The 24,198-nt window shown below is 55.3% G+C and carries 23 protein-coding genes and 1 other RNA gene; 16 read left to right on the top strand and 8 right to left on the bottom strand.

Annotated features, from left to right (window positions below; genetic code table 11):
• Nucleotides 1-35 precede the first annotated feature (35 nt).
• The 4 genes from fbaA to J2X14_RS15320 all read left to right on the top strand — a co-directional run bounded on the left by fbaA (nucleotide 36) and on the right by J2X14_RS15320 (nucleotide 3,859).
• Nucleotides 36-1,115: a class II fructose-bisphosphate aldolase gene (fbaA, locus tag J2X14_RS15335; protein ID WP_352412038.1), complete on the top strand. Its 1,080-nt coding sequence runs from the start codon at nucleotides 36-38 to the stop codon at nucleotides 1,113-1,115.
• A gap of 182 nt (nucleotides 1,116-1,297) precedes the next feature.
• Complete coding sequence (mscS, locus tag J2X14_RS15330) at nucleotides 1,298-2,203, top strand: small-conductance mechanosensitive channel MscS (protein WP_352412037.1); 906 nt, start codon at nucleotides 1,298-1,300, stop codon at nucleotides 2,201-2,203.
• A gap of 133 nt (nucleotides 2,204-2,336) precedes the next feature.
• On the top strand, nucleotides 2,337-2,960 hold the full coding sequence (gene argO, locus J2X14_RS15325) for an arginine exporter ArgO (RefSeq protein WP_352412036.1): 624 nt from the start codon (nucleotides 2,337-2,339) through the stop codon (nucleotides 2,958-2,960).
• Nucleotides 2,961-3,133: 173 nt separating this feature from the next.
• On the top strand, nucleotides 3,134-3,859 hold the full coding sequence (locus J2X14_RS15320) for an oxidative stress defense protein (RefSeq protein ID WP_352412035.1): 726 nt from the start codon (nucleotides 3,134-3,136) through the stop codon (nucleotides 3,857-3,859).
• Between the two features lie 342 nt (nucleotides 3,860-4,201).
• Here the strand turns inward: J2X14_RS15320 and J2X14_RS15315 are convergent, their stop codons facing one another.
• Nucleotides 4,202-5,113, bottom strand: coding sequence for a LysR family transcriptional regulator ArgP (locus tag J2X14_RS15315; RefSeq protein WP_352412034.1), 912 nt, complete (start codon nucleotides 5,111-5,113; stop codon nucleotides 4,202-4,204).
• A gap of 189 nt (nucleotides 5,114-5,302) precedes the next feature.
• Between J2X14_RS15315 and rpiA the strand changes: the two genes are divergently transcribed.
• Both rpiA and serA read left to right on the top strand, forming a co-directional pair.
• The gene (rpiA, locus tag J2X14_RS15310; RefSeq protein WP_352412033.1) at nucleotides 5,303-5,962 is read left to right on the top strand and encodes a ribose-5-phosphate isomerase RpiA; all 660 of its coding nucleotides are present in this window, start codon (nucleotides 5,303-5,305) and stop codon (nucleotides 5,960-5,962) included.
• A 282-nt stretch (nucleotides 5,963-6,244) separates the two neighbouring features.
• The gene (serA, locus tag J2X14_RS15305; protein WP_352412032.1) at nucleotides 6,245-7,483 is read left to right on the top strand and encodes a phosphoglycerate dehydrogenase; all 1,239 of its coding nucleotides are present in this window, start codon (nucleotides 6,245-6,247) and stop codon (nucleotides 7,481-7,483) included.
• Nucleotides 7,484-7,529: 46 nt separating this feature from the next.
• Here serA and J2X14_RS15300 read toward each other — a convergent pair whose 3' ends face one another.
• The 3 genes from J2X14_RS15300 to zapA form a co-directional block, all read right to left on the bottom strand.
• The gene (locus tag J2X14_RS15300) at nucleotides 7,530-8,120 is read right to left on the bottom strand and encodes a 5-formyltetrahydrofolate cyclo-ligase (RefSeq protein WP_352412031.1); all 591 of its coding nucleotides are present in this window, start codon (nucleotides 8,118-8,120) and stop codon (nucleotides 7,530-7,532) included.
• Nucleotides 8,121-8,216: 96 nt separating this feature from the next.
• Nucleotides 8,217-8,400, bottom strand: a non-coding RNA gene (ssrS, locus tag J2X14_RS15295) — 6S RNA.
• A 40-nt stretch (nucleotides 8,401-8,440) separates the two neighbouring features.
• Entirely contained in the window at nucleotides 8,441-8,770 is a 330-nt protein-coding gene (gene zapA, locus J2X14_RS15290) for a cell division protein ZapA (RefSeq protein WP_085070241.1), read from the bottom strand.
• A gap of 168 nt (nucleotides 8,771-8,938) precedes the next feature.
• On the opposite strand from zapA, the gene J2X14_RS15285 reads away from it, so the two are divergent.
• The 7 genes from J2X14_RS15285 to gcvP all read left to right on the top strand — a co-directional run bounded on the left by J2X14_RS15285 (nucleotide 8,939) and on the right by gcvP (nucleotide 18,348).
• Nucleotides 8,939-9,520 (top strand): YecA/YgfB family protein, encoded by a 582-nt coding sequence (locus J2X14_RS15285; protein WP_352412030.1) that lies wholly within the window; start codon nucleotides 8,939-8,941, stop codon nucleotides 9,518-9,520.
• Nucleotides 9,521-9,567: 47 nt separating this feature from the next.
• On the top strand, nucleotides 9,568-10,890 hold the full coding sequence (gene pepP / locus J2X14_RS15280; RefSeq protein ID WP_352412029.1) for a Xaa-Pro aminopeptidase: 1,323 nt from the start codon (nucleotides 9,568-9,570) through the stop codon (nucleotides 10,888-10,890).
• The gene (gene ubiH, locus J2X14_RS15275) at nucleotides 10,887-12,065 is read left to right on the top strand and encodes a 2-octaprenyl-6-methoxyphenyl hydroxylase (protein ID WP_352412028.1); all 1,179 of its coding nucleotides are present in this window, start codon (nucleotides 10,887-10,889) and stop codon (nucleotides 12,063-12,065) included. The genes pepP and ubiH overlap by 4 nt, the downstream gene beginning before the upstream one ends.
• 13 nt (nucleotides 12,066-12,078) lie before the next feature.
• Entirely contained in the window at nucleotides 12,079-13,278 is a 1,200-nt protein-coding gene (gene ubiI / locus J2X14_RS15270) for an FAD-dependent 2-octaprenylphenol hydroxylase (protein WP_352412027.1), read from the top strand.
• Between the two features lie 580 nt (nucleotides 13,279-13,858).
• Nucleotides 13,859-14,953 carry a glycine cleavage system aminomethyltransferase GcvT gene (gene gcvT, locus J2X14_RS15265; protein ID WP_352412026.1) on the top strand — a complete coding sequence of 365 codons (1,095 nt, stop codon included), beginning with the start codon at nucleotides 13,859-13,861 and terminating at the stop codon, nucleotides 14,951-14,953.
• A 21-nt stretch (nucleotides 14,954-14,974) separates the two neighbouring features.
• Nucleotides 14,975-15,361, top strand: coding sequence for a glycine cleavage system protein GcvH (gene gcvH, locus J2X14_RS15260; RefSeq protein WP_352412025.1), 387 nt, complete (start codon nucleotides 14,975-14,977; stop codon nucleotides 15,359-15,361).
• A 113-nt stretch (nucleotides 15,362-15,474) separates the two neighbouring features.
• Entirely contained in the window at nucleotides 15,475-18,348 is a 2,874-nt protein-coding gene (gcvP, locus tag J2X14_RS15255) for an aminomethyl-transferring glycine dehydrogenase (RefSeq protein ID WP_352412024.1), read from the top strand.
• A 39-nt stretch (nucleotides 18,349-18,387) separates the two neighbouring features.
• Here the strand turns inward: gcvP and J2X14_RS15250 are convergent, their stop codons facing one another.
• Both J2X14_RS15250 and J2X14_RS15245 read right to left on the bottom strand, forming a co-directional pair.
• The gene (locus tag J2X14_RS15250; RefSeq protein ID WP_352412023.1) at nucleotides 18,388-19,827 is read right to left on the bottom strand and encodes a 6-phospho-beta-glucosidase; all 1,440 of its coding nucleotides are present in this window, start codon (nucleotides 19,825-19,827) and stop codon (nucleotides 18,388-18,390) included.
• A 219-nt stretch (nucleotides 19,828-20,046) separates the two neighbouring features.
• The gene (locus tag J2X14_RS15245) at nucleotides 20,047-20,778 is read right to left on the bottom strand and encodes a MurR/RpiR family transcriptional regulator (RefSeq protein WP_352412022.1); all 732 of its coding nucleotides are present in this window, start codon (nucleotides 20,776-20,778) and stop codon (nucleotides 20,047-20,049) included.
• A 220-nt stretch (nucleotides 20,779-20,998) separates the two neighbouring features.
• Between J2X14_RS15245 and trhA the strand changes: the two genes are divergently transcribed.
• Nucleotides 20,999-21,649, top strand: coding sequence for a PAQR family membrane homeostasis protein TrhA (gene trhA, locus J2X14_RS15240; RefSeq protein ID WP_352412021.1), 651 nt, complete (start codon nucleotides 20,999-21,001; stop codon nucleotides 21,647-21,649).
• Between the two features lie 55 nt (nucleotides 21,650-21,704).
• On the opposite strand, the gene ygfZ is transcribed toward trhA, so the two are convergent.
• A complete protein-coding gene (gene ygfZ / locus J2X14_RS15235) occupies nucleotides 21,705-22,691 on the bottom strand; it encodes a tRNA-modifying protein YgfZ (protein WP_352412020.1) in 987 nt (328 codons plus the stop codon).
• A 225-nt stretch (nucleotides 22,692-22,916) separates the two neighbouring features.
• Here ygfZ and sdhE point away from each other — a divergent pair, with 225 nt between their 5' ends.
• Both sdhE and J2X14_RS15225 read left to right on the top strand, forming a co-directional pair.
• On the top strand, nucleotides 22,917-23,195 hold the full coding sequence (sdhE, locus tag J2X14_RS15230; protein WP_352412184.1) for an FAD assembly factor SdhE: 279 nt from the start codon (nucleotides 22,917-22,919) through the stop codon (nucleotides 23,193-23,195).
• The gene (locus J2X14_RS15225; RefSeq protein ID WP_352412019.1) at nucleotides 23,179-23,568 is read left to right on the top strand and encodes a protein YgfX; all 390 of its coding nucleotides are present in this window, start codon (nucleotides 23,179-23,181) and stop codon (nucleotides 23,566-23,568) included. Before sdhE ends, J2X14_RS15225 begins: the two co-directional genes overlap by 17 nt.
• A 48-nt stretch (nucleotides 23,569-23,616) precedes the next feature.
• Here the strand turns inward: J2X14_RS15225 and fldB are convergent, their stop codons facing one another.
• A complete protein-coding gene (gene fldB / locus J2X14_RS15220) occupies nucleotides 23,617-24,135 on the bottom strand; it encodes a flavodoxin FldB (protein ID WP_352412018.1) in 519 nt (172 codons plus the stop codon).
• Nucleotides 24,136-24,198 lie beyond the last annotated feature (63 nt).

Raw genomic sequence — 24,198 nt, 5'->3', positions numbered from 1 at the left:
ATCCGTAACACGGCCGACGAAACAGGACAAAACAGATGTCTAAAATTTTTGATTTCGTAAAACCAGGCGTTGTCACCGGTGATGACGTACAGAAAGTGTTCCAGGTAGCAAAAGAGAACAAATTTGCCCTGCCAGCAGTGAACTGCGTAGGCAGTGACTCCATCAACGCCGTACTGGAAGCCGCTGCAAAAGCAAAAGCGCCGGTTATCGTACAGTTCTCTAACGGCGGTGCTGCCTTTATCGCGGGTAAAGGCTTTAAATCTGACGAGCCGCAGGCTGCTGCTATCGCCGGTGCGATCGCGGGCGCGCATCATGTTCACCTGATGGCGGAAAAATATGGCGTGCCGGTGATCCTGCATACCGACCACTGCGCGAAGAAACTGCTGCCGTGGATCGATGGTCTGCTGGACGCAGGCGAAAAACATTTCGCCCAGACCGGCAAACCGCTGTTCTCTTCGCACATGATTGACCTGTCTGAAGAGACGCTGGAAGAAAACATCGAGATCTGCAGCCAATATCTGGCGCGTATGGCGAAAATGGATATGACGCTGGAGATCGAACTGGGCGTTACCGGTGGTGAAGAAGATGGCGTGGATAACTCCCATCTCGACAGCTCTGCGCTGTACACCCAGCCGGAAGACGTTGACTACGCTTATACCAAACTGAGCGAAGTAAGCCCTCGTTTCACTATTGCTGCCTCTTTCGGTAACGTACACGGCGTTTACAAGCCGGGCAACGTGGTGCTGACGCCGAAAATCCTGAAAAACTCTCAGGAATATGTGTGTCAGAAACATAACCTGCCGCACAACGCGCTGAACTTCGTGTTCCACGGTGGTTCTGGTTCTTCTGCTGAAGAGATCAAAGAATCTATCGATTACGGCGTGATCAAAATGAATATCGACACCGACACCCAATGGGCGACCTGGGACGGTATTCTGCAGTACTACAAAAAGAACGAAGGCTATCTGCAGGCGCAGCTGGGTAACCCGGAAGGCGACGATAAGCCGAACAAGAAATTCTACGATCCGCGCGTTTGGCTGCGTTCTGCACAGGCTTCCATGGTTGTGCGCTTAGAGCAGGCGTTTAAAGAACTGAACAACATCAATACGCTGTAATAGCGCACTGATGATAAAAGGCCCTGCGGGGCCTTTTTTTATGGCATTTTGCGCTAAAAGTGTAACCATTATCGTCACTTATTTGGCGAAGCGGGTGGTTTTTGTTTACCCTTGGTTTAGGGTGCGTCAGCGCTGACTGGCGGGTTAAATGATTTTTTGAGGAATGATAACAGGGTGGATTGATGGAAGATTTAAATGTGGTACACGGAATTAGCAGCGCAGGTGGCTGGCTGGTTCATAATCAGGCGCTGCTGATCGGTTACGCGGTCAATATCGTGGCGGCCTTTGCCATCCTTATGGTAGGGATGATCATTGCGCGCATCGTTTCAAATGGCATCAACCGTTTGTTGGTTGCGCGACATATTGATGCCACCGTGGCGGATTTTCTGTCAGCGCTGGTGCGCTACGGCATTATCGCCTTTACGCTGATTGCGGCGTTGGGACGCGTTGGCGTACAAACGGCGTCGGTGATCGCCGTACTGGGTGCGGCAGGTTTGGCGGTCGGTCTGGCCTTACAGGGGTCACTCTCTAACCTCGCGGCAGGCGTGCTGCTGGTGACCTTCCGTCCGTTCCGTACCGGTGAGTTTGTGGATCTTGGCGGCGTGATGGGCACGGTATTGCACGTGCAGATTTTCTCAACGACGCTGCGTACCGGCGACGGGAAAATTGTCGTGGTGCCGAACGGAAAAATTATTGCTGGCAATATTATTAACTTTTCACGTGAACCGGTGCGCCGTAATGAATTTATTATTGGTGTCGCTTACGACGCGGATGTCGATCAGGTGATTTCACTGCTGCGTGAAGTGGTCGATGCCGATGCGCGCGTCTTGCAGGATAAAGGCGTGCAGATTGGGCTGAATGAGCTGGCGGCCTCCTCGCTGAATTTTGTGGTGCGCTGCTGGAGCAACAGTAGCGATCTGCAGGACGTTTATTGGGATCTGATGAAAAATTTCAAGCGTACGCTGGATGCGCACGGTATTGGCATCCCTTACCCGCAGATGGATGTGCATCTGCATAAAGTCACCTCTGCGGCAGAGGAAAAGGCTCTGCCAGAAAAGGTTCAGTTAGCAAAGACCAACGCGGAATAAGCCAGAACGGGCGAGGGCAATCCTCGCCCGTATTGTTATTAGCTCCGCTGATATTCCATTAGTTCTTTCCATTTCACCCCCACGTCTTTGCGCTATACACTGCCCGCCATTATCTCTGTGGGGAAAAAAAATTATGTTATCCGTTTATTTTCAGGGGCTTGCCCTTGGGGTGGCGCTTATTTTGCCGCTGGGGCCGCAAAACGCCTTTGTTCTTAATCAGGGAATACGCCAGCAGTATCACCTGATGACCGCCGCTCTTTGTACGCTGAGTGATATTATCCTGATCTCCGCCGGGGTTTTTGGCGGCAGCGCGCTGCTTAATCAGTCGCCGCTGTTACTGAATCTGGTGACCTGGGGCGGCGTCGCGTTTTTGTTGTGGTATGGATGGGGCGCGTTGCGTACGGCGATTAGCGCGAATATCTCGCTGGCCAGCGCGCAGATAAAGCAGCAGAGCCGCTGGCGCATTATCGCTACGCTGGTTGCCGTGACCTGGTTAAACCCGCACGTTTATCTGGATACGTTTGTGGTGCTGGGAAGCCTTGGCGGTCAGCTGCCGCCAGAGGCGCGTCGCTGGTTTGCTCTGGGCACCGCAAGCGCCTCTTTTATCTGGTTCTTTAGTCTGGCACTGCTGGCGGCCTGGCTGTCGCCACGATTGAGTACGGTTGGCGCGCAGCGCATCATCAATCTGTTTGTTGGCCTGGTGATGTGGTTTATTGCGCTAAAGCTGGCATTACAGGCGATTACAGGGTTTCACTAGGCGACCAATGGCATTAAATGCGGCGGGGCGGCAAAAAAAGAAACTTTTGCCACAATAAAAACTCAGATGAACACGCATGTTGCCCGCGTCTGGCTTGTGGCAGGCTTGCGTGGCCGTTATGGCAACCGCCACCCGGCGTCTCGCTAATTTTTTGTCTTCAAGGAGGACCTTTCGTGAAACTGAAAGCACTGGCTCTGGCCGCAACCATGGGGTTAAGCATCGGCTCACAGTTAGCCCAGGCCGATGAGTTGCCCAATGGGCCGCATATTGTCACCTCAGGGCAGGCCAGCGTAGATGCGCGTCCTGATATCGCCACGCTGGCAATCGAAGTTAACGTCTCCTCAAAGGATGCGGCGCAAGCAAAGAAACAGGCGGATGACCGCGTGGCGCAATATTTTGATTTGCTCAATAAAAATGGCATTGAGAAGAAAGATATTGATGCAGCGAACCTGCGTACCCAGCCGGAATATGATTACACCAAAGAGGGCAAGTCGGTGCTGAAAGGCTACCGTGCGGTGCGTCAGGTAAAGGTAACGCTGCGTCAGCTGGATAAGCTGAACGATTTGCTGGATGGCGCGCTTAAGTCGGGGCTGAATGAAATTCGCTCGGTGGAGTTGGGCGTCGCGAATCCGGATAATTATCAGGCGAAGGCGCGTCAGGCGGCGATTGAAAACGCTACGCAGCAGGCGGCCGCGCTGGCAAAAGGCTTTAACGCGACGCTGGGCCAGGTTTACAGCGTGCGCTATCACGTTGCCAACTATCAGCCGATGCCGATGGCACGTATGTATAAAGCTGCGGATGCTGCGCCGATGACCTCCGCTGAGCAAACCTATGAGCAGCAGAGCATTCATTTTGACGATCAGGTTGATGTGGTGTTCGAGCTACAGCGCAATAAATAAACCCGGCAGAAACAGCCCCTGCGCGTTGGGCGCTTATGTGCCCGCGCGGAGAGTGCAGGCCGATCGTAAAGACGCAAAAAATGTCATCCCTGACAGCTCGGCCCGCGCCGTCCATGGCGCGGGACGCTTTACTCTTCTGCCTGCGCTCCCCACGCCTCAGGCTTTAGGAGCTGGTTTGCCCGCGCGGAGAGTGCAGGCCGATCGTAAAGACGCAAAAAACGTCATCCCTGACAGCTCGACCCGCGCCGTCCATGGCGCGGGACGCTTTACTCTTCTGCCTGTACTCCCCGCGCCCTGCGCTTTGGGTACTTGCGTGCCTGCGCGGGATTGCCTTTTCGCGCCCTAACCGCTGAGCGCTTCCTCTTCCTGACGCAATACGCGATGACCATGCGCCAGCAGCGCGTCGGTTACCTTACGCATCAGGCGGCTTTCCGGCGCAAAGCGGTGCCAGTAAAGCATGCGGCGCTGATAAAGACCGGGCGTGAGATCGATAAGCTCACCGCTCGCCAGCTCCCGTTCGATCTGCAAATGCGGAATCATACAGCAGGTCGATCCCTGACGCGCCAGCTGCACAAACGCCTCGGATGAGTTAACGATATGACAAGGCACGCTGCCGGGCGACAGATCGAAATTCTGCTGTAAGAAAGCCTGATGCATGTCATCAAGGTGGTCAAAAGCCACCGCTGGCGCTTTCAACAACGCCGAGCGCGTCACGCCGTTAGCAAAATAGCGCGCGGCAAACTCGGGTGAGCCGACAAACAGATAATCCAGCGCGCCAAGCCGATCCACCAAACAGCTGGGCAGCGGCTGCGGCTGAATACTCACCGCGCCCACCACCTCGCCGCGTCGTAAGCGCTCCTGGGTACGGGTCTCATCTTCCACCTGCAAATTCAGGCGTACCGGCGAATCGGTTAACACCTCTTTTAGCGCTGGCAGCAGCCAGGTCGCCAGACTGTCGGCATTCACCGCCAGCGATAGCAGCAGAGGCGTAGTGCCGCCGTTTTCATCGCCCAGCCACTCGTCCTCCAGCAGCTCTACCTGATGCAGCAGGGCCAGCAGCTTTTGTCCTTGTTCGGTCGGGCGCGGTGGAATAGTACGCACCAGCAAAGGCTGACCGAACATATTTTCCAGCTGCTTAATACGCTGTGACACCGCCGACTGGGTGATACATAACTTTTGCGCCGCGCGTTCAAAGCCGCGCTCGCGGATCACAGCATCCAGAGCCTGAAGCGTTCGATAGTCGGGTCTTTTCATTGTTATTTTGTTCTCCTTCAGCAATGCCGGGACACTATGCCATAAAATTCACGCTTTGCCGCTGCGGTCAGAAGCGGCAGTTTGTGCACTGCTTTGCAAAGCGACAAAACGCCGCGCATCCAATACGCATTTTAACCAGAGCTTGTTTTATACTACGCGCACACCATTAGCACAGGTTTTAAACATACCATGACGCAGGATGAACTGAAAAAAGCAGTAGGCTGGGCCGCGCTGGATTATGTCACGCCAGGGACGATTGTCGGCGTAGGCACCGGATCAACCGCCGCCCACTTTATCGATGCGCTCGGCTCGATTAAGCATCAGATCGAAGGCGCCGTTTCCAGCTCGGATGCTTCTACGCTGAAGTTAAAGAGTCTGGGGATCCCGGTCTTTGACCTTAACGAGGTGGATTCGCTGGCGATCTACGTTGACGGCGCGGATGAAATCAACCCGCAAATGCAAATGATTAAAGGCGGCGGCGCAGCGCTAACGCGTGAGAAAATTATCGCTGCGGTAGCGGATAAATTTATCTGTATCGCCGATATTTCCAAGCAGGTTGATGTGCTGGGCGGTTTTCCGCTGCCGGTGGAGGTGATCCCGATGGCACGTTCTTATGTTGCGCGTGAACTGGTGAAACTGGGCGGCCTGCCGGAATATCGTCAGCAGGTTATCACCGATAACGGCAACATTATTCTCGACGTGCATAATCTGAGTATCGTGAACCCCTCTGAACTGGAACGCGCTATCAATGCGTTGCCTGGCGTAGTGACGGTAGGGCTTTTTGCCGCGCGTGGCGCCGACGTTGCGCTGATTGGCGGGCCGGACGGCGTAAAAACCATCACCAAATGATCTGGCTGGCGCGTAGCTCGCGCCGGTTATTTCTTGCCGAAAAACATCTTTTCTCCAGTAGGCGAAATTTAGTGACTTATGTCACATAAGAGATGCCTGGAGCGCTATCATTCTGCCTGCAAGGTGCTTCCCATCATAATCTGTTGAATCTGCCCCTATCTTCCTTTACCCATGCTAAGCGGCAGGCAATCGTTTGTATTGCCGCGCGCGTAAATTTTGATATTTTGACAGAAGGCTGGCTTATTACAGCCCCTTCTGAAGTCTGCAAAATAGGGTCGGGAAATGGCAAAAGTATCGCTGGAGAAAGACAAAATTAAGTTTCTGCTGGTGGAAGGCGTTCACCAGACTGCGCTGGATAATTTGCGTGCGGCAGGTTACACCAATATCGAATATCACAAAGGCGCGCTGGATAGTGAAGCGCTGAAAGCCTCCATTCGCGATGCGCACTTTATCGGTATTCGTTCCCGTACTCAGCTGACCGAAGAGATCTTTGCCGCGGCTGAAAAGCTGGTGGCCGTGGGCTGCTTCTGTATCGGCACCAATCAGGTGAATTTAGAGGCGGCGGCAACGCGCGGCGTGCCGGTGTTTAATGCGCCATTCTCTAACACCCGTTCAGTAGCGGAGCTGGTTATTGGTGAAATGCTGCTGCTGATGCGCGGCATCCCGGAAGCGAATGCCAAAGCCCATCGCGGCATCTGGAACAAACAGGCCGCCGGCTCGTATGAAGCGCGTGGCAAGAAGCTGGGCATCATTGGTTACGGCCATATCGGTATGCAGCTTGGCGTGCTGGCGGAAAGCCTGGGGATGCATGTCTTTTTCTACGATATCGAAAACAAGCTGCCGCTGGGCAATGCCACGCAGGTCAGGCACCTTGCCGATCTGCTGAATATGAGCGATGTGGTCAGCCTGCACGTGCCGGAAACTCCCTCAACCCAGAATATGATGAGCGCAGAAGAACTGGCGCAGATGAAGCCAGGCTCACTGCTGATTAACGCCTCACGCGGAACGGTGGTGGATATCCCGGCGCTCTGCCAGGTGCTGGCGAATAAACATCTCTCCGGCGCGGCGATCGACGTTTTCCCGGAAGAACCGGCAACCAACAGCGATCCGTTTAATTCTCCGCTGTGCGAGTTCGACAACGTGATCCTGACGCCGCATATCGGCGGCTCTACTCAGGAAGCGCAGGAGAATATCGGCATTGAAGTCGCTGGTAAGCTGGCAAAATATTCTGATAACGGCTCTACGCTTTCCGCCGTTAACTTCCCGGAAGTCTCGCTGCCAATGCACGGCGCGCACGTAAGCCGCCTGCTGCATATTCATGAAAACCGTCCAGGCGTGCTAACCGCGATCAACCAGATATTTGCCGAGCAGGGCATTAATATCTCGGCGCAGTATCTGCAAACCACGCCGTTAATGGGTTATGTGGTGATCGATATCGATGCGGAATTGGATGTGGCGCACAAGGCGCTGACGATGATGAAGGCGATTCCGGGCACCATGCGCGCCCGTTTGCTTTACTGATTGACTGTTTTTTTGCTCATCGCGCCGCCTGATTCCGGGCGGCGTGCTATTTTTCCCACTGCCACAGGCGTGAAGGGGTTAACATCGCGGGCAGCGGAATATCCCAGGTTTCCACCGGCAGCGTATCGACCTGCTGGCAGTCGTGCGCCAGGCCAACAGGAAGAAAGCGATGCCTGCGCCAGTGCTGTAAGGTGCGATCGTAAAATCCGCCGCCCATTCCCAGACGCTGTCCATGCTTATCAAACGCCACCAGCGGCACAAACATCACATCCAGCCGATCGAGCGGAATAATATCCTGCACATTTAGCGGCGGCTCCGGGATGCGTAAGCGGTTGGGGATCAGCTCTGTTTCCGGCGTATAGCGGATAAACAGCAGATTTCCCGGCGAGAAAGGGTGCAGTACCGGCAGGTAAACCTGCTTATGCTGTTGCCACAGGCGGGCAATTAAAGGGCGCGTGTTGAGTTCGCCATCCACCGAAAGAAACAGCGCGATATGCTGCGCCTGAGCGACCGATTCGACGTTTAACGCATGTTCAGCGACGCTATTCGCCGCCAGCGTTTGCTGTTCCGCGCTGAGCCCGCGCCGTAAATGGCGGACATGCGTGCGTATCGCCTGGCGTTCAAGTGATAAGGACATAGAGGTTTTCCTGCGCCTGCGGGGATGATGCGAATATAGCACAGGTAAAGCGAAGAATTAGCGGGCAAACGCGTTGCGTAACCGCTAAACAAGAAAGGAATCTCCGAGATGCCGCCGTAGGCTGTAACCCTTGAACCCTTGGTTCAAGGTGAATGTGTCGTCGTAACCATTAGGCTTCCCGGACGGACCGGGCATGCACACAGGCTGCGGAGCGCCACACTCTGTGGTTTTGAAATATCGGCTCAGGGGACTGGCCCACTTGCAAACATCTCAGAGAAATTGTACCTCACCGCCACTGTATCACAGTCGGCCGTAAAGTGTTATTCGAACTTCGCACCCTGGCGTTCAGTTATGCGACCTTGCTCAAGCAATGCTTGTTCTATGGTCTGTTGCAGCATCCGAATGCGTTGTTCCATGTTAGCAGCGTAGTCACGGGTTTTCCCCTTTTCCTGCGCCAGCTCATGGCAAATGTTCAACGCAGCGATGAACACCAGCTGCTCTGTATTTGTGACTCTAGTGCGAACTTTAAGATCTTGCAACCGCTGATTAAGATCTTCCGCCGCCGCGTTCAGCGCATCTTGCTGTTCAGGCGGACAATTCACGCGTAACGAACGTCCAAAAATCTGAATATCTACCGGTTGTGCAGACATGCCACCTTCCTGACTGATTACTGCGCCCGCATCGTTCTGAACCTGCTCCGGCTCAGAAGGGGCGCCACTATATATATCCTGGCGTGAAGAAACAAGCCCTTTCTGGAAACCTCAAGGCACCTGGTGGTAGCATAACACGAACTTACTCCGCCAACGATGATAATGCATATGTCTACAGATAACACACAGCCAGCCTGGCAGGCGCTGGCATCCCTCCTGACCCAGCAAGGGGTAGGAATGACGCCAGCTGAAATGCACGGCTTGATCAGCGGCATCGTCTGCGGTGGCAATAAAGATCACAGCTGGAAAGCGCTGGTACACGATCTCACCAATGAAGGTTTAGCGTTTTCACAATCGCTCTCGCAGCCGCTGCAGGCGCTGCACGCGCATATTCAGGACACGCTGGAAGAAGAAGGCTTTCTGTTTCAGCTGATGCTGCCTGATGAAAATGAAAGCAGCGTCTTTGAGCGTGCCGATGCGCTGGCGGGATGGGTTAATCACTTTCTGTTGGGGCTGGGCGTGACGCAGCCTAAACTGGATAAAGTCAAAGGCGAAGCGGGCGAAGCCATCGACGATCTGCGCACCATTGCCCAGCTTGGCTATGATGATGAAGAAGACCAGGAAGAGCTGGCACAGTCGCTGGAGGAGGTTATCGAGTATGTGCGCGTAGCCGCTTTGCTGTGCCATGAAACCTTTAATCCGCCGATGCCGCCGGGTGCGCCGGAAACCACCAAGGTTACGCTGCACTGATTATTTGCTCTTGCCGCGCGGCGGCCTAACTCAGGGAGAAGATACGGATGATTACGCTGGATACTTTTTTGCAGCGCCGCCAGGCGCTGTTGTCGCGTATGGCTGCGGGCAGCGCGGCACTCATTTTTGCCGCGCCGGAAGTCACGCGCAGCGCGGATAGCGAATATCCGTTCCGCCAGCACAGCGATTTCTGGTATTTCACCGGCTTCAACGAGCCTGAAGCGCTGCTGTTGCTGATTAAAAGCGATGAAAATCACAACCACAGCGTGCTGTTTAACCGCGTACGCGATAAGCAGGCGGAAATCTGGTTTGGTCGCCGTTTGGGGCAGGATGCCGCGCCGGAGAAGCTGGGTGTCGATCGGGCGCTGCCGTGGGACGACCTGAACGAGCAGCTGCATCAGCTGCTGAACGGGCTGGACGTGGTTTATCATGCGCAGGGCGAATATGAGTTTGCCGATCGCATCCTGTTCAGCGCGCTGGAGAAGCTGCGCCGTGGCTTCCGTCAGAATTTGCAGGCGCCGAATACGCTAACCGACTGGCGGCCGTGGGTGCATGAGATGCGCCTGTTTAAAGGCCCGGAAGAGCTGGCGATTTTACGCCGCGCCGGTGAAATCAGCGCGTTGGCGCATACGCGCGCGATGCAGGTGTGTCGGCCCGGCATGTTTGAATATCAGCTGGCGGGTGAAATTCACCATGAGTTTACCCGTCACGGCGCGCGGCATCCCTCTTACAATACCATTGTCGGCGGCGGCGAAAATGCCTGCATCCTGCACTACACCGAGAACGAAAGCGAACTGCGCGCGGGCGATCTGGTGCTGATCGATGCAGGCTGTGAGCTGCATGGCTACGCGGGCGATATCACCCGCACCTTTCCGGTGAGCGGCAAATTCAGCGTGCCGCAGCGGGCAATTTATAACATCGTGCTGGCGTCACTCTACAAAGCGCTTGAGCTGTTTCGTCCGGGTACCAGTATTCGTGAAGTGAATGAAGAAGTGGTGCGGGTCATGGTCAGCGGACTGATCGACTTAGGTGTGATGCAGGGCGATGTTGAGTTGTTAATCGCTGAAAACGCCCATCGACAATTCTTTATGCACGGCCTGAGCCACTGGCTGGGGCTGGATGTGCATGATGTTGGTGATTACGGTACGCCGGATCGCGGACGTATTCTGGAGCCGGGCATGGTGCTTACCGTTGAACCCGGACTTTATATCGCGCCGGATGCGGATGTCCCGGCAGAATATCGCGGGATCGGTATCCGTATTGAAGATGACATCGTGATTACTGAACAGGGCAATGAAAACCTTACCGATAGCGTGGTTAAAGATGTCGATGCTATCGAAGCGCTGATGGCGGCAGCGCAGCAGGCATGAGCGTGATCATAGCCGGTGGCGGCATGACCGGCGCAACGCTGGCGCTGGCGCTCTCGCATCTCACGCAGGGATCGCTGCCGGTGACATTAATCGAAGCGATAGCGCCGGGAGATCGCGCGCATCCGGGTTACGATGGCCGGGCGATTGCGCTGGCGGCAGGCACCTGTCAGCAGCTGGCGGCGATTAATCTTTGGCCCGCGCTTGCTGACTGCGCAACGCCAATTACCCATGTTCACGTCAGCGATCGCGGTCATGCCGGGTTTGTAAACATCGATGCCGCTGACTATGGCGTGAGCGCGCTGGGCAACGTGGTTGAGCTGCATGAAGTGGGAAGCCGCTTATATCAGCGCTTGCGTAAGGCGCCGGGCGTTACGTTACGCTGCCCCGAACAGGTAAGCCGCGTTGAGCGGCATCAGGATCATGTCAACGTGACGCTGGGCAGCGGAGAACAGCTGCAGGGCAGTTTACTGGTCGCGGCTGATGGATCACACTCATCCGTTGCCGCCGACTGCGGCATTCAGTGGCTGCGGGATGACTATCAACAGATTGCCGTTATCGCCAACGTGACAACGCAGGTAGCCCATCAGGGCCGCGCCTTTGAGCGCTTTACTGAACATGGCCCGCTGGCGCTGCTGCCGATGTCGCACGGGCGCAGTTCGCTGGTCTGGTGCCACCCGCCTGCGGCGCAATCCCGCATCGATCGCTGGAGCGATGCTGAATTTTTAGCGGAGCTACAGCAGGCGTTTGGCTGGCGGCTGGGGCGCTTTACCCAGGTTGGACAGCGCACCAGCTATCCGCTGGCGCTGCAAACCGCCAACCAGACGGTGGCGCATCGGCTGGCGCTGGTGGGCAATGCGGCGCAAACCTTACATCCGATTGCCGGTCAGGGATTTAACCTTGGCATACGTGACGTGATGTCGCTGGCGGAAACGCTGGCGGCGGCGCAACGTCAGCAGGAAGACCCCGGCAGTTTTGCCGTATTACAGCGTTACCGTCAGCGGCGAGAGCCGGATCGTACCGCCACTATCGGCGTGACCGATGGGCTGGTGCGGCTGTTTGCCAATCGCTACCTGCCGCTGGTGGCAGGCCGTAACCTTGGCCTGATGACAATGGATAATTTACCCTGGCTGCGCAACCGCCTGGCGGAGCGTACGCTTGGCTGGGTAACGCGCTGAAAAGAGGATTTCAATGCAAACTTATGATGTGGTGATCGCCGGTGGCGGTATGGTGGGGCTGGCTGTCGCCTGCGGATTACAGGGCTGCGGGCTGCGTATCGCGGTGCTGGAAAAGTCCGTGCCGGAACCGTTTAACCCCAGCGAACCGCACGGATTACGCGTCTCCGCCATCAATGCCGCCAGCGAAAAGCTGCTGCAGCATCTGAATGTCTGGTCCGCTATTCTGGCGCAGCGTGCCAGCGCTTATCACGGCATGGAAGTGTGGGATCGCGACAGCTTTGGGCGCATTGAATTTGATGAGCCGCAGGGCGTCAGCCACCTTGGCCATATTATTGAAAATCAGGCCATTCATCAGGCCTTATGGCAACGGGCGCAGCAGCTAAGCGATATTACGCTGCTGGCGCCCGCGCAGCTGCAACAGGTGGCCTTTGGCGATAACGAAGCCTTTATCACGCTGCAGGATGGCAACATGATGAGCGCCCGTCTGCTGATTGGCGCTGATGGCGCGCACTCCTGGCTGCGGGAAAAAGCGGATATTCCCTTAACCTTCTGGGATTATCAGCATCATGCGTTGGTAGCGAATATTCGTACCGAGCAGCCGCATCAGGCGGTGGCGCGTCAGGTTTTCCACGGTGAAGGGATTTTGGCCTTTCTGCCGCTGAGCGATCCGCATCTCTGCTCGATCGTCTGGTCACTGCCGCCGCAGGAGGCGACCCGCCTGCGCGAGATGCCCGCCGCGCTGTTTAACCAGCAGCTGTCGGTCGCTTTTGATATGCGTCTTGGCCTGTGCGAAGTGGAAAGCGAGCGTCAAACCTTCCCGCTGACGGCGCGCTATGCGCGTCAGTTTGCTGCGCATCGGCTGGCGCTGGTGGGCGATGCGGCGCATACCATTCATCCGCTGGCGGGGCAGGGCGTTAATCTGGGCTTTATGGATGCCGCTGAGCTAACCGGTGAAATCCGCCGCTTGCAGCAGCAGGGCAAAGATATCGGTCAGCATCTCTACCTGCGCCGTTATGAGCGCAGCCGTAAGCACAGCGCGGCGCTGATGCTGGCGAATATGCAGGGATTTCGGGAGCTATTTGCTGGCAATAATCCGGCGAAAAAGCTGTTGCGTGACGTCGGCCTGCGGCTGGCGGACAGGCTGCCCGGCGTCAAGCCGCGTTTGCTGCAACAGGCGATGGGCCTGCACGATCTGCCGGAATGGCTGCGTTAAGCGTCGCCAGTTAAACAGGTTAAAAAGGCCGCCTATGCGGCCTTTTTTATCCAGATGGTTCCTACCTGGCCTCTGTTGCCGAAGTGCGCAGATCTGTTATTAAACGTATAAGCCCACCGCTGGTTTCACTTCTCTTAAGTATGTTCGCTCTTTTTATGTAACTTAGCGGCATTTTCACCGTTTTTGTCGCGCTTTTGCCGGATTGCACCAAAACGCAGCAGCTGCACGCTGCTGATTCACTCGTTTGAATTATTCTAATTCTACCCGCTTCTTCGCATTAGTTTTTCTAATTTAACCCACCGATCGCCTGCGGCTTTTTTTCACGTTATCGCCTCGCTGGCTGGTTTTTAAACTGCTTTGTTACCTTTCTGTTGTTAGTTATGTGCCTTGTCACGCATTTTTTCAGTGAAAAATTCTGCACAATCCGTCAGGCACTGAACGCGCCCTGTAAAGGTTCGCCCTTGTTTAGCTTATGGTTAATCGCCTCGTTCGGTGATAACGTCAGAGCAAAGAGAACGTTTGCGTCGGGCGTTTTAGCCTCATTTAGCGTCCAGTTAACCCGTTAACGCACAGGAATGTTATGAAGCAGACTCCGTTATACCAACAGCATCAAGCCTGCGGCGCGCGCATGGTGGATTTTCACGGCTGGATGATGCCGCTGCACTATGGCTCGCAGATGGATGAGCATCATGTGGTACGCACCGATGCCGGGATGTTTGATGTCTCCCATATGACCATTGTCGATCTGCACGGTGAGCGTACCCGCGAATTTCTGCGCAAGCTGTTGGCGAATGATGTCGCGCGTCTGACGCAGCCAGGAAAGGCTCTCTACAGCGCCATGCTGAACGCATCGGGTGGCGTGATTGATGATTTGATTGTTTACTTTATAACCGATGACAGATTCCGGCTGGTGGTTAACTCCGCCACGCGTGAAAAGGATCTGGCCTGGATTAATCAGCATGCGCAGCCCTACGGTGTCACCTCGCAGGTCCGTGACGATCTGGCATTGATCGCCGTTCAGGGGCCGAATGCGCAGCAAAAAGCGCAAACGCTGTTTAGCGCAGCGCAGCGTCAGGCCGTTAGCGGCATGAAACCTTTTTTTGGCGTCGAGTCAGACGGCTTTTTTATCGCGACCACCGGCTATACCGGTGAAAGCGGGTATGAAATCGCGCTGCCGAACGAGCAGGCCGCCGATTTCTGGCAGCGGCTGCTGGATGCAGGCGTGAAGCCAGCCGGGCTGGGCGCGCGTGATACCTTGCGTCTGGAGGCCGGTATGAATCTGTACGGTCAGGATATGGATGAAGGCGTCTCGCCGCTGGCGGCGAATATGGGCTGGACCATCTGCTGGGAACCGGCCGATCGTCAGTTTATTGGCCGTGAAGCGCTGGAGCATCAGCGTGAAAAAGGCAGCGAAAAACTGGTTGGCCTGATCATGACCGAAAAAGGGGTGCTGCGTAACGATCTGCCGGTAATGTTTACCGATGCGCAGGGTAACCAGCAGCAGGGCGTGATTACCAGCGGCTCCTTTTCCCCAACGTTAGGTTGCAGCATTGCGCTGGCCCGCGTTCCGGCAAGCATTGGCGAGCGCGCCATTGTACAGATTCGTAATCGGGAAATGCCCGTTAACGTCACTAAACCTATTTTTGTTCGCGCCGGTAAACCGGTCGCTCAGTAACCAGTGCAGGAGAATGCAGCGATGAGCAATGTGCCAAATGAATTAAAATATCGTGAAAGTCATGAGTGGGTACGTAAGGAAGCGGACGGCACCTATACCGTTGGCATCACTGAACATGCGCAGGAGCTGCTGGGCGATATGGTGTTTATCGATCTGCCGGACGTCGGCAGCAGCTTCGCCGCCGGTGATGATTGCGCGGTTGCCGAGTCGGTCAAAGCGGCTTCTGATATTTACGCGCCGTTAAGCGGCGAAATCGTGGCGGTTAATGATGCGCTGGAAGCGTCGCCGGAGCAGGTGAATAGCGAACCTTACGCTTCCGGCTGGCTGTTTCGCCTGAAAGCCAGCGATGAATCTGAACTGGATCAGCTGCTGGATGCGGAGGCCTATCTGGCCTCCATTGATGAGTAATTTCCGGCAGGCCGTCAGCGCCACGCTAATGCGCTGACCGCCAGTTTTTCGCGGTCGGCTGCGGCTGACCGCTTATGTTGATAGCGGTAGCCTCCCCTCAGGATTGACGATTCATGACTCAGACACTCAGCCAGCTTGAACATACTGGCGACTTTATCGAACGCCATATCGGTCCCTCACTGGCGCAGCAGGAAAGCATGCTGCAGGCCATCAATGCCCGCTCGCTGAAAGAGCTTATCGCCAGCATCGTGCCCGCCGACATCCAGCTGCCTGGCCCGCCTGCGATTGGCGATGCGGTAACGGAACATCAGGCGCTGGCTGAGCTAAAAGCGATTGCCAGCCGTAATCAGCGCTGCAAATCATATATCGGCATGGGCTATACGCCGGTGCTGACGCCGCCGGTGATCCTGCGCAACCTGCTGGAAAATCCGGGCTGGTATACCGCCTACACGCCTTATCAACCAGAGGTTTCCCAGGGTCGCCTGGAAGCGTTACTGAACTTCCAGCAGCTGACGCTGGATTTAACCGGCATGGATATCGCCTCCGCCTCGTTGCTGGATGAGGCCACCGCCGCTGCCGAAGCGATGGCGATGGCAAAACGCGTCAGCAAGCTTAAAAACGCCAATAAATTCTTTATCGCCGACGATATCCATCCGCAAACGCTGGACGTGGTAAAAACGCGTGCGGAAACCTTCGGCTTTGAGATTCTGGTGGATAAAGCGGAGCGCGCGCTGGATCATGACGCGCTGTTTGGCGTGCTGTTGCAGCAGGTTGGCACCACCGGCGAAGCCCACGACTACGGCGCGCTGATGAGCGAACTAAAAGCGCGTAAGGTGGTGGTCAGCGTCGCGGCCGACTTTATGGCGCTGGTGCTGCTGGAAGCGCCGGGCCAGCAGGGCGCGGACATTGTTTTCGGCTCCGCCCAGCGTTTCGGTGTGCCGATGGGCTACGGTGGCCCGCATGCGGCCTTTTTCGCCGCCCGCGATGAATTTAAACGCTCAATGCCGGGACGGATTATCGGCGTCTCGCGCGATAATGCAGGCAATACCGCGTTACGTATGGCGATGCAAACGCGTGAACAGCATATCCGGCGTGAAAAGGCGAACTCCAATATCTGTACCTCGCAGGTGTTGCTGGCCAATATCGCCGGGTTTTATGCTGTCTTCCACGGGCCGCAGGGGCTGAAGCGCATCGCCAGCCGTATTCATCGACTAACCGATATTCTGGCGGCCGGGCTGCAAAAAGGCGGCCTGACGCTGCGTCATCGCAGCTGGTTCGATACCCTGACGGTTGAGGTGGCAGACAAGGCGGCGGTGCTGGCGCGTGCGCTCAGCTTTGGCGTTAACCTGCGTACCGATATCCATCAGGCGGTGGGCATCACGCTGGATGAAACCACCAGCCGCGACGATGTTGCTGCGCTGTTTGCGATTCTGCTGGGCGACGATCACGGACTGGATATCGAGCAGCTGGACGCCGCCGTGGCTGCCGACTGCCGCTCTGTTCCGCCTGCGTTGCTGCGTCAGCAGCCTATCCTGACCCATCCGGTTTTCAATCGTTATCACAGCGAAACCGAGATGATGCGTTATATGCACAGCCTGGAGAAAAAGGATCTGGCGCTGAATCAGGCGATGATTCCGCTCGGCTCCTGCACCATGAAGCTCAACGCCGCCGCTGAGATGATCCCGATCACCTGGCCGGAATTTGCCGAGCTGCATCCGTTCTGTCCGCCGGAGCAGGCGGCGGGCTATCTGCAAATGATTGGTCAGCTTTCTCAATGGCTGGTGCAGCTGACCGGCTACGATGCGCTTTGTATGCAGCCTAACTCCGGTGCACAGGGCGAATATGCTGGTCTGCTGGCGATTCGCCGTTACCATGAAAGCCGTAACGAAGCCGAACGTCATATCTGTCTGATCCCCAGTTCAGCGCACGGCACTAACCCCGCTTCAGCGCAGATGGCAGGCATGACGGTGGTGGTGGTGGCCTGTGATAAGCAGGGCAATATCGATCTGCATGATTTACGACAGAAAGCGGAGCAGGCGGGTAGCGCGCTCTCCTGCATTATGGTGACCTATCCTTCCACGCACGGCGTCTACGAAGAGACCATCCGTGAAGTTTGCCAGATCGTTCATCAGTATGGCGGCCAGGTCTATCTGGACGGCGCAAACATGAACGCACAGGTGGGGATTACCACGCCAGGCTATATCGGCGCGGACGTTTCTCACCTGAATCTGCATAAAACCTTCTGTATTCCGCACGGCGGCGGCGGTCCGGGCATGGGGCCGATTGGCGTGAAAGCACATCTGGCGCCGTTTGTGCCGGGCCATAGCGTGGTACAGGTCGATGAGATGCTCACGCAGCAGGGCGCGGTATCCGCTGCCCCCTTTGGCAGCGCATCAATTTTGCCGATTAGCTGGATGTACATTCGCATGATGGGCGCGGAAGGGTTAAAACAGGCGAGCTCGGTTGCCATTCTGAACGCCAACTATATCGCCAGCCGTTTGCAGTCGGCTTATCCGGTGCTGTATACCGGACGCGACAACCGCGTGGCGCATGAATGTATTCTGGATATTCGTCCACTTAAAGAGCAGACCGGCATTAGCGAGCTGGATATTGCCAAGCGGCTGATCGATTACGGTTTTCACGCGCCGACCATGTCGTTCCCGGTGGCCGGTACTCTGATGGTGGAGCCGACCGAATCAGAAGGAAAAGCCGAGCTGGATCGCTTTATTGATGCCATGCTGGCGATTCGTATGGAGATCGATCGGGTAGCGGACGGCGAATGGCCGCTGGAGGATAATCCGCTGGTGAATGCGCCGCATACTCAACAGGAATTGGTCGGTGAGTGGGCGCATCCTTACAGCCGTGAGCTGGCGGTGTTCCCGGCAGGCAGCGCCAATAAATATTGGCCGACGGTGAAACGTCTGGATGATGTCTTCGGCGACCGTAACCTGTTCTGCTCCTGCGTGCCGATTAGCGATTACCAGTAAGAGTAATAAAAAAGGCCGGATAATTTCCGGCCTTACTGTTTACAGCTGTTCGCCGTTGCTGGCGATCACCTGCTGATACCAGCTGAAGCTTTTTTTCTTCGCGCGCGCCATAGTGCCGGTGCCGTCATCATTTTTATCTACATGGATAAAACCGTAGCGCTTGTTGTACTGACCGGTGGTGAACGAAACGCAGTCGATACAGCCCCACGGCGTATAGCCCATCAGATCAACGCCATCTTCCAGCACCGCTTTTTTCATCTGCTCGATGTGCGCGCTGAGATAATCGATGCGGTAATCATCCTCAATAAAGCCGTCGCCGTTCGGTTTATCGATGGCGCCAAAGCCGTTTTCCACGATAAACAGCGGCTTCTGATAGCGCTCATACAGAATATTCAACGAATAGCGCAGGCCAACCGGATCGATCTGCCAGCCCCAATCGGAGGCTTTTACGTGCGGGTTCGGCACGCTGCCCTCGAAACCGGTAATGGAGTCGCCTTCGCCTTTGGTATTCGCCTGCACCGCCGTGCTCATGTAATAGCTGAAGCCGATATAGTCGCAGCAGCCGTTGCGCAAGATCGCTTCGTCTCCGGCTTCCATCTCAATGTGATAGCCTTTGCGCGCCCACTCATGCAGCGTGTACGCAGGATAGTAGCCGCGCATCTGCACATCGCTGAAAACATAGCGACGATGCATCGCTTCCTGGGCAAACATCACATCGTCCGGATGGCACGAGAAGGGGTAGACCGGCACCATGGCGATCATGCAGCCAATCTGGAAATCGGGATTGATGCGGTGACCCAGCTCCACCACTTTGGCACTGGCGACAAACTGATGGTGCATGACCTGATACATCGCCTGTTCAGGTTTTTCATGATCGGTAAACACCACGCCGGAACAGCAGTAGCCGAACAGCGGATAGTTCCAGGTGCGCTGATTATTGATTTCGTTAAAGGTCATCCAGTATTTCACTTTGTGCTGATAGCGGCGCAACACCACTTCACTAAAACGCACAAAGAAATCGACTACTTTACGGTTCAGCCAGCCGCCATATTCCTTCACCAGATGCCACGGCATCTCAAAGTGGGAGAGGGTGATCACTGGCTCAATGCCGTGCTTCAGCAGCTCATCGAACAGATCGTCGTAAAATTGCAGGCCTGCTTCGTTCGGCTCCAGCTCATCGCCGTTGGGAAAAATACGCGTCCAGGCGATAGAGGTACGGAAGCATTTGAAACCCATTTCGGCAAAAAGCGCGACATCTTCTTTATAGTGGTGATAAAAATCCACCGCCTCATGGTTCGGATAGCTGTAGCCAGGCTGGACGCCATCGGTCATTACACGATCGACGCCGTGCGACCCCCCTGATAGCACGTCACAAATGCTGATGCCTTTACCACCCTGATCCCAACCACCTTCAACCTGATGCGCGGCAACGGCGCCGCCCCAGAGAAAATCCTTCGGTAATTGCTGCTGCTTTGTCATAAAGAGATCCTTACTGTTGCAGTAAAAGTACGGTCTGGTTCACACAGCGCCCAGCGGTATTAAGCGGCGGCAAAAATAGCGTGCGGCCGTCAGCGAGGGCGCGGGGAAAATAACGGTCTGATGGCAAACGTTGACCGGAGTGTAGCAAAGCGCGAAGGAATGTCACGTTATAACGAAACGTGACAAAGGTGATTTGTTACCTGAGAAAAACAACCTGTTTTATTTGCCCTGGCGGCTGGCGAGTTTACGACCAATGGTTTCGATAATATACATAACCGGCACCTGACTGGTAATATCAAAGCCGCCGTTCATACGTATTAATGGCATATGACAGGAGATATTAAAATCCGCCATTTTAGCCAGCGAGCTGGTTTCGCTATTGGTAATGGTGATGATTTTACAGCGGTGCAGGCTGAACTGGCTGGCCAGCCTGAGCATCTCCTCGGTTTCACCGGAAACCGAAAGAATAATCGCCACGGCATCTTTATACATATCGCTGCTGACCGGATAATAAGGGTCATCAATATAGTTACTGAATTTTCCTACGTTAGAAAAAAAGCGTGCGCCATATTTCCCTAACGTGCCAGAGGTGCCTGCGCCGACAAAAATAATTCGCTGCGCCGCTAAAATATGTTCCACCGCCTGGCTAATTAAATGCTCAAATTCATCGTTATTAATGCTTTTAAAAAAGCTGACCAGTTCATTGACGCCATAATTAATTGGCCGCTGCTGTTCCTGCTCCAGATATAATTTAAAACGAATGCGAAACTCGGAATAACCGTCACACTGCATTTTACGGCAGAAGCGTAATACTGAGGTGGTAGAGACGCCAGCGGCATCGGCCAGTTCACGAATGGTCATATACATCACCTTGTCACCGCTTTTGATCACAGTGTTGTATACCATCATCTCTGTGTCATTGAGCGTTGAAATTATACTGTGAGTAAACATGCTTATTCCGCCAGTGAGTGCCGCGCCATACCTTACCAGATTTTGCCCGGCGCGCCGACGTGCGCGTGCAGGTTACAGAATAAGATGAATTTATTTGGGCTTACACTTGTACACTGAAAAAATTCTTCGCTAGTCTGTAAGCGAGTAAGGTTTTTCAGGCGAGTCGCTAACGATTCTTTTTTATACACAAGACATGAACAGAACAAGGGGAGTGAACAGCGTGAATAAAAGCGTATCGTCACCGGGATATTCTCTGGCGGAAGAGATCGCTAACAGTATCAGCCACGGTATTGGCTGCATTTTTGGCATTGTCGGACTGATCTTGCTGCTCAGCCAGGCGATGGAAGCTAACGCCGGGGCGCTTGCCATCACCAGCTACAGCGTGTACGGCGGCAGCATGATTTTGCTGTTTCTCGCCTCCACGCTCTATCACGCGATTCGCAGCCCGCGCGCGAAGTTTTGGTTAAAAAAGCTGGATCACTGCGCCATCTATCTGCTGATTGCCGGCACCTATACGCCTTTTCTGCTGGTGGGGCTGAAGTCGCCGTTAGCGCATAGCCTGATGGTGGTGATCTGGAGCCTGGCGCTGGCCGGGATCGTGTTTAAACTGGTGTTTATTCATCGCTTTAAGGCGCTGTCGCTGGTGACCTATCTGCTGATGGGCTGGCTGTCGGTTATCGTGATTTACGAGTTGGCGACTAAACTGGCACCCGGCGGCGTTTGGCTGCTGGCGGCGGGCGGCATTATCTATACGCTGGGCGTGATTTTTTATGTCGCGAAACGCATCCCTTACAATCATGCCATCTGGCATGGTTTTGTACTGGGCGGCAGCATCTGCCACTTTTTAGCGATCTACCTTTACGTGTTGTAAATGAAACACCATTAAAAAAGGCGGCGCTGGCGCCGCCTTTTACGTTGGGCCTTAATCAGGCCTCCGCCAGGGAATAGGGCAGCGGCTGAATCGCCAGCTGGCCGCCTTCATCGCCCTGCACGCGCAGCACGCTTTCCGCTTCCAGATCGTTGTTCAACACCGCCTGCACCCAGACATCACCGGAATCAAGCTGAACCGCCGCCAGAATGGTGCCGGTGCGCCGCCAGTTTTCACCCATTTTCAGTTCCAGCGCATCGCCCGCTTCTGGCACGCGACCCGCTTTTCCTGCCAGCCAGTAGAGGGCGCGCTTGTTGGCACCACGGAACTTGGCGCGTGCCACCATTTCCTGGCCGGTATAGCAGCCTTTCTTAAAGCTGATCGCTTCCAACGCCTGTAAATTGGTGGCCTGAGGAATCAGCTGCGCGCTGGTTTTTTCATCCAGCACCGGCAGACCCGCTTCAATATCCAGCGCCAGCCACTGTTTGCTGTCATTTAACTGGGCATCGTCTTCCAGCGCCTGTTTCAGCTCGCTGGCTTTCTCCGGCGTGGTCACCAGCAGGAAACGCTCGGCCGGGGTATCAAACCACAGCAGCGTGGAGCCGTTATCCTGTACCACTGGCGTTTGTGCATCCGGCAGCGCGGCAAAGCGATTAGTCAGCGCCGCTCTGGCCTGAAAACCGGCCACGCCCAGCAGCACCGCGCTGTCATCGGCAGCGATAGTGACTTTAGAAAACACGGCATATTTTTTCAGCTCGCTAACCTGGGTATCGCGCAGGCCGCGACGCACCAGATAGGCATAGCCTTCGCCACGGTGAAACAGGCGCAGGTTACTCCACATTTTGCCTTTGGCATCGCAGTGCGCGCAGGGCAAATGCTTTTCAGACGGCAGCGCAGCGACATCCAACGTCACCTGGCCTTGCAAATAGCTGGTGCTGTCAGCACCCTGGACGGAAACCAACGCCCAGTCTTCCAGCGAAATTAACGTCAGCGGCAACCGGGACGAAGCCACAGGCTGGCGCGGTGGAAAAGTAAAATCAGGCATAGCGCAATCCTGAAGAGTCAGTTAATAACAAGAGTGACTTCATATTAAAAGAGCAAGAGGGCTTTGCAACCTGTTTCCGGAAACGGACGCACAATTCGCGTGTTAATCCTGAAACTTGTGAGCGTGCTATGCGGCACGGCGCGCAGCAGAGGAATTTGCTTGCAACAGGCCGGAAAAAAAGCGCTACACTAGCCAGCATCTTGAAGCTAACCGATGACGGAACACATGGATATTAACGATAAATCCCGTATTCACTGGGCGTGCCGCCGCGGCATGCTGGAGCTGGATATCGCCATCATGCCTTTCTTTAAATATGAATATGATGCGTTAAGCGATGACGACAAGGCGCTGTTTATTCGCCTGTTGAAAAGTGACGATCCGGATCTGTTCAACTGGCTGATGAATCATGGCGAACCGGCAGATGCCGAGCTGAAACGTATGGTGCGGCTGATTCAGACGCGTAACCAGCAGCGTGGCCCGGAACGTGGTGCGGTGGCAATCTGAGCTGACGCCTTCGGCGTTCGCCCGGCGCGTGACCCTGGCGCTTTACCTCGCCATCGCGCTCGGGCTGTTGTGGCTTCCCTGGCCGCCACCGTTAACGCCCTTTATTGTTGGGCTGCTGCTGCTGTTAATCATTGAGCTACGGCAGCGCCTGCGGTTACAGCGGCGTTTTCGCGGGCCGTTAACCACGGATGAAAATCGCTGGTGGCACTGGCAGCAGCAGCGCGGTCGGGTAACGCGCCCGCCTTTTATTCTGCCGTTTGGCCTGCTGCTTTTGCTGCGTACGCAGCAGGGGAAACGCTTTTCTCTGTGGCTGATGCGCGACAGCATGAGCGAAGCGAGCTGGCGAGCGCTGCGCCGTCTGTTAAAGGGCTGACACGCGTTGCCTGTCCCGGGCGCAACGCATCCGGCGCAGCAGGCTAAATTACAGTAACGTCGCGGTTTCCGTCAGAATTTGTTCGCACCACTGCGCGATACGCTCATCGCTTTCTTCAAACTGGTTTACATCATCCAGCGCCAGGCCAACAAACTGGTTACCGTCGGGCGTAAGCGGTTTTGGGCTGGTAAATTCATAGCCTGCAATTGGCCAGTAGCCAACAAACTGCACGCCCATCGGCGTCAGCAGGTCATGCAGCATCCCCAACGCGTCAAGAAACCACTCGCCGTAGCCCAGCTGATCGCCCATGCCATAAAGTGCCACCACTTTGCCGCGCAGGTTCAGCGCCGGGATCTCCTGCCATATCGCTTCCCAGTCCTCTTGCAGCTCACCGAAATCCCAGGTCGGGATGCCGAGGATCAGCATATCGTACTGCTCCATCAGCGTTGGAGAATCATCTTTCAGGTTGTGCAGCGTCACCAGCTCCTCGCCGATAAAATCACGAATTTTCTCGGCGGCCATTTCGGTGTAACAGGTGCTGGAACCGTAAAAAAGGCCAATCTTCATACGGAACATCTACTCATAAATAGCTCAATGGGCGCAATTGTATCAGAAGGCCGCCGCTTTCAG

Origin of the sequence: Mixta sp. BE291 (assembly GCF_031457955.1) — a bacterium.
Taxonomy (GTDB): domain Bacteria; phylum Pseudomonadota; class Gammaproteobacteria; order Enterobacterales; family Enterobacteriaceae; genus Mixta.
Note: the sequence above shows the minus strand (reverse complement) of the source record. Positions and strands in the feature narration are given on the sequence as shown.